We start from the raw sequence: 8,878 nt of genomic DNA, 5'->3' as shown, positions 1-8,878 counted from the left end.
CGCGGTGGAGGAGCAGACCGCCACGACCAACGAGATGAGCCGGTCGGTGCAGGAGGCGGCCAACGGAACCGGTGAGATCGCTACCAACATCACCGGGGTCTCGGCCGCGGCGGAGTCGACCACCCAGGCCCTGGGGCAGACCCGCACGGCCGTCGACGAGCTCTCCCGCATGGCCGCCGACCTGCGGTCGACCGTCGGCGCCTTCAGCTTCTGACCCACCTTCCGACCGCCACCTTCTGACCACCTGCTGACGACCACTGCTGACGACCACTGCTGACGAGCACCTGCCGCTCACGTCGTCGTCCCGGTCACCCGGTTCGAGGAGCCATCCCGTGCGCACGCACCACCTGTCCAACCTCCGCGTGAGCCGCCGGCTCGGGCTGGCCTTCGGGGCCGTCGGGGGGCTCGTCGTCCTCAGCGCGGGCGCCGGTCTCTCCGCGGTCGGCGAGCAGCGCGAGCTGGCGCAGCAGATCAGTGCCGCCCAGGGAGTCGTCCGCGACGCCGAGACGGCCCGCTTCCAGATCGCCGACGTCACCGGATGGCAGGGGCTGGTCGTGTCCGACGCCGCCATCTACGGGCCTGGGGTGGCCCTGACCGACGACGCGTACAACCGGTCCGGGCTGCTGGAGAGCAAGGCCGGCATCTACACCTGGCTCGACGAGGTCGACACCAGCGCGATGAACGACATCGAGAAGGCGGCGTTCGACCAGCTCCGCCGGGCGTGGGACAACTACTTCACCTGGGACGACCAGGTCGTCGCGTGGCTCTCCGCTGGTACGCCCGAGGGCAATCGGACCGCCATGGAGAGCATCAACGGCGGTGACGCCGGTGCCGGCTACGGCATCATCATCGGCCTGGCCGACGAGATCCAGGCGTCCGCACGGGAACGGGTGGACGACCTGCGCGCCGAGCAGGACGAGGCGCAGGCCACCGCGACGCTCCTGCTGAGCGTCGTGGGTGCCCTCGCCGTGGTCCTGGCCGCACTGCTGGCCGCGCTGGCTGCCCGCTCGGTCGTCCGTCCGCTGCGCCGGGTCCAGGCCTCGCTGGAGGCCGCGGGTCGCGGCGACCTGACCGTGGACTCGGGCGTCACCCAGCGGGACGAGGTCGGCGAGATGGCCGCCTCGCTGGCGACGATGCAGCAAAGCCTGCGGGAGGTGCTGTCCTCGCTCGTGGCGTCGGCCGACGCGGTCGCCGCCTCGTCGGAGGAACTGTCCGCGTCGTCGGCGCAGATCTCGGCGTCGGCGGAGGAGACCAGCGTCCAGTCGGGCGTCGTCTCGAGCGCGGCGGAGGAGGTCTCCCGGAGCGTGCAGACGGTCGCGGCGGGTGCCGAGCAGATGGGGGCGAGCATCCGGGAGATCGCGTCCAATGCGGCCGAGGCGAGCGACGTCGCCACCAAGGCGGTGACGGCGGCGGAGACGACGACGGCGACGGTGGCGAAGCTCGGGGAATCCTCGGCCGAGATCGGCAACGTGGTGAAGGTGATCACCAGCATCGCCGAGCAGACGAACCTGCTGGCGCTCAACGCCACGATCGAGGCGGCGCGGGCGGGTGAGGCCGGCAAGGGCTTCGCCGTGGTGGCCAACGAGGTCAAGGAGCTGGCGCAGGAGACGGCGAAGGCGACCGAGGACATCGCCCGCCGGGTGGACGCCATCCAGCACGACACCACCGCAGCCGTGACCGCGATCGAGGAGATCAGCTCGATCGTCGCGCAGATCAGCGACCGGCAGACCACCATCGCCAGCGCGGTGGAGGAGCAGACCGCGACCACGAGCGAGATGTCCCGGTCGGTGCAGGAGGCCGCCAACGGAACGACGGAGATTGCCACGAACATCACCGGCGTCTCCACGGCGGCGGGGTCGACCACCCAGGCGCTGACCCAGACGAGGACGGCCGTGGACGAGCTCTCCCGGATGGCCGCCGACCTGCGCACATCGGTCGGGAGGTTCACCTACTGACGTCTCCAGTGCCCACGACGGGGTGGTGACCGGAATGCCGGTCACCACCCCGCCGCCGTTCCAGTACCACCCCGAGCGTCGGAAAAGCCGTCATGTCGACAATTCCGCGACGGTCGCCGAACAATTCCTGCAGCTTTTCCGACACGCGGTCCCGGTAACTTTCTGTTCACCTCGGATTTCTATCGTGCAGCGACAACACCGAGCCGTCGCCGCCTCGGTGGTCCCCCGCCAGAGCCATACGAGGAGCCCGAGATGAACGAGTCGACCGAACCGCCCGGCCATTCCCAGAGCTCCGGGCCACGAGCCCCCCGCCGGGGGACGCGGCTGTCCGATCTACCGGTCGCCGCCCGAATCCTGACCGCCGTCGGGATCGCCTCGGTCACCGCCGTCGGGGTGGGCGCCCTGGCCGTCGGCGACCTGGACGGCCTGCGGGATGCGCGCTCCGAGGAGCTCTCCACGGCGTTGCCGTACATGAACAGCCTGCACGACATCGGTCTGACCGCGAAGGCGACGGCCAACGACGAGCGCGGCTACCTGCTCACCGGCGACCCGGAGTTCCTCGCCGAGATCGAGGAGCGTCTGGGCAAGGTCGACGGGTACCTCGAGGAGGCGCGCGCGGCATCCACCGAAGACCAGGCCGCCTACCTTCACCAGCTCGAGGGCGAGCTGGACGCGTGGTCGGCCAGCATGAGCTCGGAGTTCGAGCTGTACGCCCAGGACCGCGAGGCGGCCATCGCCCTGGCCTTCGGCGCCACCCGTGAGCTCCGGAAGAGCTACGAGGGAACCCTCGAGATCGGGCTGGAGGAGGCCGAGGCCGGCCTGATGGCGGGCGCCTCGTACGAGGAGACGGTCACCCAGGCCACCCGCACCATCGTCCTCGTGTGCGCGCTGGGGGTCCTGCTGGCGACCGCGCTGGGGTACGTGGTGGCCGGGGCGGTCAAGCGCAGCCTCGTGCGCCTGCAGGCTGCCGCCGGCCGGCTCGCCGCGGGGGACCTGACCGTGACCACCGACCTGTCGCAGCGTGACGAGATCGGCCGGACAGCGCGCTCGCTGGAGGAGGCCGTCGTATCGCTGCGGACCGTCCTGAGCTCGGTGGCCTCGTCGGCGGATGCGGTGGCGGCGTCGTCGGAGGAGTTGTCGGCGTCGTCGGCGCAGATCTCGGCGTCGGCGGAGGAGACCTCGTCCCAGTCGGGTGTGGTGTCCTCGGCGGCGGAGGAGGTGTCGCGCAGCGTGCAGACGGTGGCCGCGGGTGCCGAGCAGATGGGCGCGTCCATCCGGGAGATCGCGACGAACGCGGCCGAAGCGAGTGAGGTGGCCGCGCGTGCGGTGACGGCGGCGGAGACGACGACGGCGACGGTGGCCAAGCTCGGTGACTCGTCGGCGGAGATCGGCAACGTGGTGAAGGTGATCACCAGCATCGCCGAGCAGACGAACCTGCTGGCGCTCAACGCCACGATCGAGGCCGCGCGGGCCGGGGAGGCGGGCAAGGGCTTCGCGGTGGTGGCCAATGAGGTCAAGGAGCTGGCCCAGGAGACGGCGAAGGCCACCGAGGACATCGCGAAGCGGGTGCAGGCCATCCAGGCCGACACCGGCGCGGCGGTGGGCGCGATCGAGGAGATCTCCGCCATCGTCGCGCAGATCTCTGACCGGCAGACCACCATCGCCAGCGCGGTGGAGGAGCAGGAGGCCACCACCAACGAAATGAGCCGGTCGGTGCAGGAGGCCGCCGGCGGAACCACCGAGATCGCCAGCAACATCACCGGGGTCTCCGCCGCCGCGGAGTCCACCACCCAGGCGCTGACCCAGACCCGCACCGCCGTCGACGAGCTCTCCCGCATGGCCGCCGACCTGCGCACCACCGTCGGGAAGTTCACCTACTGACGTCTCCAGTGCCCACGACGGGGTGGTGACCGGAATGGCGGTCACCACCCCGTTCGGTACTCAGAACGCGTAGAAGCGGAAAAAGGGGGCGGCCATCCAGACGCCATGTCGACATCATCGGAGCGGTCACCACGCCTTTTTTCCCGACGCTGCGACACACCCATTCGTGGCGCCGACCGGAATGCGCAGTGCCCTACCTTTTCCCCGTTCCTGCCGTACCAGTCCTGAACCGTTCCCGTCGGCCCGGTTCGGCCGACAAGCCCAGTCCACGCCGACACCTCGCGGTCCCCGCTGGAGAACCACCATGTCTGTTCCTGTCAACTCCGTCCGCGCCGGCCGGTCGGGCTGGTTCGCCAGCCGTCCGGTGGGGGTGAAGATCGGCTCCGCACTCATGGTGCTCGCCGTCGTCGCCGTTGCCCTCACCACGCTGGGGGTCGCCCGCATCAACACGCTGGCCGGAGCCGCCGACAACCTGGACAAGTCCAGCATCGTGCCCCTGGAGCGCCTGGGGGAGGCACAGCGCACCTTCCAGGGCTCCCGCGCACGGAACAACCTCTACGGTCTGGCCGACCAGGCCACGCGCGACAGCCTCCGGGCGGATCTCCTGGAGCGCCGGGAGCAGTTCGAGCAGGAGATCGACGTCTACGTCGCGACCCTCAGCAACCCGGCGGACTTCCAGCCGGTCCTGGACGCCATCGAGGCGTACCACACGGTCGTGGACGAGCAGCTCTACCCGGCAGCGGACTCCGGGGACGCCGCCACCGCACTGCAGGTGGCCGTCGGCCCGCTGGCCGAGACCGGCCGGGCCCTGTCCGACGCGTTCGGCGCCGAGCAGGCACGCCAGGGCGAGGACGCGGCCCGGGATGCCGCGGAGGCTCAGGATCTGGCTGAGCAGTCGGCCGTCATCCTGTGGACGGCGCTCGCCGCCGGTGTCGTCGTCGCCGGACTGCTCGGTGTGTGGGTCGTGCGGCAAATCGTGCGGACCGTCCGCTCCGTGCAGGCGTCGGTGGACGCCCTGGCCGAGGGGGATCTGACCGTGACGCCCGAGGTCCGGTCCGAGGACGAGCTCGGCCGCATGGCCGCCTCTCTCGCGACGGCGCAGGCGAGCCTACGGGAGGTGCTCTCCGGGGTGGTGGCGTCGGCGGATGCGGTGGCGGCGTCGTCGGAGGAGCTGTCGGCGAGCTCGGCGCAGATCTCGGCGTCGGCGGAGGAGACCAGCGCGCAGTCGGGTGTGGTGTCCAGCGCGGCGGAGGAGGTGTCGCGCAGCGTGCAGACGGTGGCGGCGGGGGCCGAGCAGATGGGTGCCTCGATCCGGGAGATCGCGTCCAACGCCGCCGAGGCCAGCGAGGTGGCGGCGAAGGCGGTGACCGCCGCGGCCACCACCAGCGCGACGATCGGCAAGCTGGGGGAGTCCTCGGCCGAGATCGGCAACGTGGTCAAGGTGATCACCTCGATCGCCGAGCAGACCAACCTGCTGGCCCTGAACGCCACGATCGAGGCGGCGCGGGCCGGGGAAGCCGGCAAGGGCTTCGCGGTGGTCGCGAACGAGGTCAAGGAGCTGGCGCAGGAGACGGCGAAGGCGACCGAGGACATCGCCCGCCGGGTGCAGGCGATCCAGGGCGACACGACCGCCGCCGTGACCGCGATCGAGGAGATCAGCTCGATCGTCGGGCAGATCTCCGACCGGCAGACCACCATCGCCTCGGCGGTGGAGGAGCAGGAGGCCACCACCAACGAGATGTCGCGGTCGGTGCAGGAGGCCGCCGGCGGCACCACGGAGATCGCCAGCAACATCACCGGGGTCTCCACCGCCGCGGAGTCCACCACCCAGGCGCTGACCCAGACCCGCACCGCCGTCGACGAGCTCTCCCGGATGGCCGTCGACCTGCGCACCACCGTCGGGAAGTTCACCTACTGACCGACGAGGTCGTCCCGGAAGGGGTGGTGACCGGTTACCGGTCACCACCCCTTCAACGCATTCCCGGCATATCCGAATGGCGTCATGTCGACAACGGCGGAACGGTGATCCACCCTTTTGTGGCACCCGTCCCGACACGCCGGGATTCAGGCTCGCCCGCAATATGTAGTGCCCTACCTTTCTCTCCGTCACACCGCACCGACGTCGATGGGCTATCCGGTACGAGTCCATTCCCGGGGTGCTGGACCCCATTCCGTGCAGTCCCCTCAATCTTGGAGAACCCCGATGTCCGCCGTCCCCCGCACCCCGACCTCGCCGGTCGAGCCGGTACCCGCACGCGCCTGGTGGGGCGACCGCGGTGTCAGCACCAAGGTCCTGACCGCCGTGGCGGCCGCTGGCGCCGTGGCCGCCGGTGTCGGCGTACTGGGAATCGCGGCGCTCGGATCGTCTGCCGACACCACTCACCAGCTGTACGCCAGCAACATCGCGGGGATCACCGCCGCCGACGACATGGCACTCCGGGTGGCCGATGTCCGGAGGCTGATCCGTGACGTCTCCTTGACGCCGGACGACGCAGCGTCCTCGGTCCTCTTGAGCAAGGTGCCCGAGGTCGTCGCGGACTTCGACGAGGCCGCGGAGGCCTACGGGCGCTCCTTCCCCGCTGAGGAGAAGCGCGCCCTCGTCGAGGACGCCGCCACCGCGTTCCACCAGTACGCCACCGTCGTCGAGGACGTCCTGGGACCGCTGGCCACCGGGGATGACACCGATGCCTTCTACTCCGCCATGGAGGCCCAGGCCACCCCGCTGGCGGCGGAGGTGGACAAGGCCCTCGGTGCGGTCCGTGACATGGAGGGGCAGGAGGCCGAGGCCGCAGCCGCCGACGCGCAGGACCAGTACGAGAGCCAGCGGAAGGTCGTCATCGCCGTGATCGTCGCCGGTGTCGGCTTGGCGCTCGGTATCGGCCTGTTCGTCGCCAAGCAGATCGCCCGCAACCTGCGCAAGGTCCAGGACGTCGCCGAGGCGCTGGCCGCCGCCGACCTGACGAAGAGCAGCAACCTGACCACCCGTGACGAGCTGGGCCGGATGGGTCAGGCGCTGGATACCGCCGTCGGCAACGTGCGCGAGGTGCTCTCGGCCGTCGCCTCCTCGGCGGATGCGGTGGCGGCGTCGTCGGAGGAGTTGTCGGCGTCCTCGGCGCAGATCTCGGCGTCGGCGGAGGAGACCTCGGCGCAGTCGGGTGTGGTCTCCTCGGCGGCGGAGGAGGTCTCCCGGAGCGTGCAGACGGTGGCCGCGGGTGCCGAGCAGATGGGCGCGTCCATCCGGGAGATCGCGACGAACGCGGCGGAGGCCAGCGAGGTGGCCGCGCGTGCGGTGACGGCGGCGGAGACGACGACGGCGACGGTGGCCAAGCTCGGTGACTCGTCGGCGGAGATCGGCAACGTGGTCAAGGTGATCACCTCGATCGCCGAGCAGACCAACCTGCTGGCGCTGAACGCCACGATCGAGGCCGCCCGCGCCGGGGAGGCGGGCAAGGGCTTCGCGGTGGTGGCCAACGAGGTCAAGGAGCTGGCCCAGGAGACGGCGAAGGCCACCGAGGACATCGCGAAGCGGGTGCAGGCCATCCAGGCCGACACCGGCGCGGCGGTGGGCGCGATCGAGGAGATCTCCGCCATCGTCGCGCAGATCTCCGACCGGCAGACCACCATCGCCAGCGCGGTGGAGGAGCAGGAGGCCACCACCAACGAGATGTCGCGGTCGGTGCAGGAGGCCGCCGGCGGGACGACGGAGATCGCCAGCAACATCACCGGGGTCTCCGCCGCCGCGGAGTCCACCACCCAGGCGCTGACCCAGACCCGCACCGCCGTCGACGAGCTCTCCCGCATGGCCGCCGACCTGCGCACCACCGTCGGGAAGTTCACCTACTGACCGCAGACAGGCGGTTCGCCGTTTGCGGGGCGCGGGTGCCGATAACAGCACCGACGGCTGCCGCCGGCGGATTCACCTTGAGTCCGCCGGCGGCCCGCCGATGACCCATCGGGAGCGACTGCGCTCCTGCCAACGAGAGAGAAGGCAGCAGTGGACGGTCTGGACGACATCGTCGAGGAGTTCCTGGTCGAGAGCCACGAGAACCTCGACCAGCTCGACTCCGATCTGGTCGCTCTCGAGCAGGACCCCAACTCGCGCGAGCGGCTGTCCAGCATCTTCCGGACCATCCACACCATCAAGGGCACCAGCGGCTTCCTGGCCTTCAACCGGCTCGAGGAGGTCACCCACGTCGGGGAGAACATGCTCTCCCGGCTGCGGGACGGCGAGCTGGCCCTGACCCCGGCCCGCACCAGCGTGCTGCTGCAGATGGTCGACACCGTCCGTGCGCTGCTCACCTCGATCGAGGGCACCGGGGGCGAGGGTGCTGTCGAGGTGGCCGGTGTCGTCGCCGCGATCACCGCCGCCATGGACGACGCCGCGCCGGAGCCGTCCCCGGCCCCGGCCCCCGTCGTCCCGGCACCGCGCGCCGCGACGACGGCCAAGAAGGCCCCCGCCAAGGCTCCGGCGAAGGCCGCCGCAGCGAAGGCGCCGGCCAAGCCGGCCGCCCCCAAGAAGACCGCCGCACGCAAGGCCACCGGCTCCCGTGCGACGACCCCGGCGGCACCCGCCACCGGGCCCCTGGACGAGGCGCCCGTCGCCGCGGCGCCGGTGCTGCCGGTCGCGGAGCACGCCCCTGTCCCCGCCGACGAGCTGCCCGAGGGAGCGCCCGCAGTCATGCCCGAGCCCACTGTCGAGGAGCCGGCCGCCCAGGCGCCCGCGGCCGAGCCGGCCGACACCGAGGCCGCCCCGGCGTCCGGTGGCGACGGCCAGGCCCGCCGCGGCGTCGCCGACAGCACCATCCGCGTGGACGTCGACCTGCTCGACGAGCTGATGCTGCTCGTCGGTGAGCTGGTGCTCACCCGCAACCAGATCGTCCAGAACGTCGCGCGGCAGACCGACACCGACCTGATCCGCGCCTCGCAGCGCCTCAACCTCATCGCCAGCGAGCTGCAGGAGGGCGTCATGAAGACGCGCATGCAGCCGATCGACCACATCTGGTCGAAGCTGCCGCGCGTCGTCCGCGACCTCGGGCTCCAGC

General features: G+C 71.1%; 5 protein-coding genes and 1 pseudogene. All 6 read left to right on the top strand.

Annotated elements, in window-relative coordinates; all coding sequences use genetic code 11:
• A pseudogene (locus tag ACFSHS_RS06705) lies at nt 1-214 on the top strand (methyl-accepting chemotaxis protein); the annotation flags it as partial.
• 118 nt (nt 215-332) lie between these two features.
• Nucleotides 333-1,955 carry a methyl-accepting chemotaxis protein gene (locus ACFSHS_RS06700; protein ID WP_376873374.1) on the top strand — a complete coding sequence of 541 codons (1,623 nt, stop codon included), beginning with the start codon at nt 333-335 and terminating at the stop codon, nt 1,953-1,955.
• 252 nt (nt 1,956-2,207) lie between these two features.
• Nucleotides 2,208-3,836, top strand: a complete 1,629-nt coding sequence (locus ACFSHS_RS06695; protein WP_376873372.1) for a methyl-accepting chemotaxis protein — start codon at nt 2,208-2,210, stop codon at nt 3,834-3,836.
• 304 nt (nt 3,837-4,140) lie between these two features.
• Complete coding sequence (locus ACFSHS_RS06690; RefSeq protein WP_376873370.1) at nt 4,141-5,754, top strand: methyl-accepting chemotaxis protein; 1,614 nt, start codon at nt 4,141-4,143, stop codon at nt 5,752-5,754.
• A gap of 285 nt (nt 5,755-6,039) precedes the next feature.
• Entirely contained in the window at nt 6,040-7,680 is a 1,641-nt protein-coding gene (locus tag ACFSHS_RS06685; RefSeq protein WP_376873368.1) for a methyl-accepting chemotaxis protein, read from the top strand.
• 150 nt (nt 7,681-7,830) lie between these two features.
• A partial coding sequence (locus ACFSHS_RS06680) for an Hpt domain-containing protein (protein WP_376873366.1) occupies nt 7,831-8,878 on the top strand: 1,048 nt, incomplete at its 3' end.

Source organism: Blastococcus deserti (assembly GCF_042682525.1).
GTDB lineage: Bacteria > Actinomycetota > Actinomycetes > Mycobacteriales > Geodermatophilaceae > Blastococcus_B > Blastococcus_B deserti.
The sequence above is the reverse complement of the archived record's forward strand: the minus strand, read 5'-3'. Positions and strand labels throughout refer to the sequence as shown.

What these genes read in the sequence shown, in the direction of transcription:
- ACFSHS_RS06695 (WP_376873372.1), top strand. Translation starts at nt 2,208, where the DNA reads ATGAACGAGTCGACCGAACCGCCCGGCCATTCCCAGAGCTCCGGGCCA.
- ACFSHS_RS06690 (WP_376873370.1), top strand. Translation starts at nt 4,141, where the DNA reads ATGTCTGTTCCTGTCAACTCCGTCCGCGCCGGCCGGTCGGGCTGGTTC.
- ACFSHS_RS06685 (WP_376873368.1), top strand. Translation starts at nt 6,040, where the DNA reads ATGTCCGCCGTCCCCCGCACCCCGACCTCGCCGGTCGAGCCGGTACCC.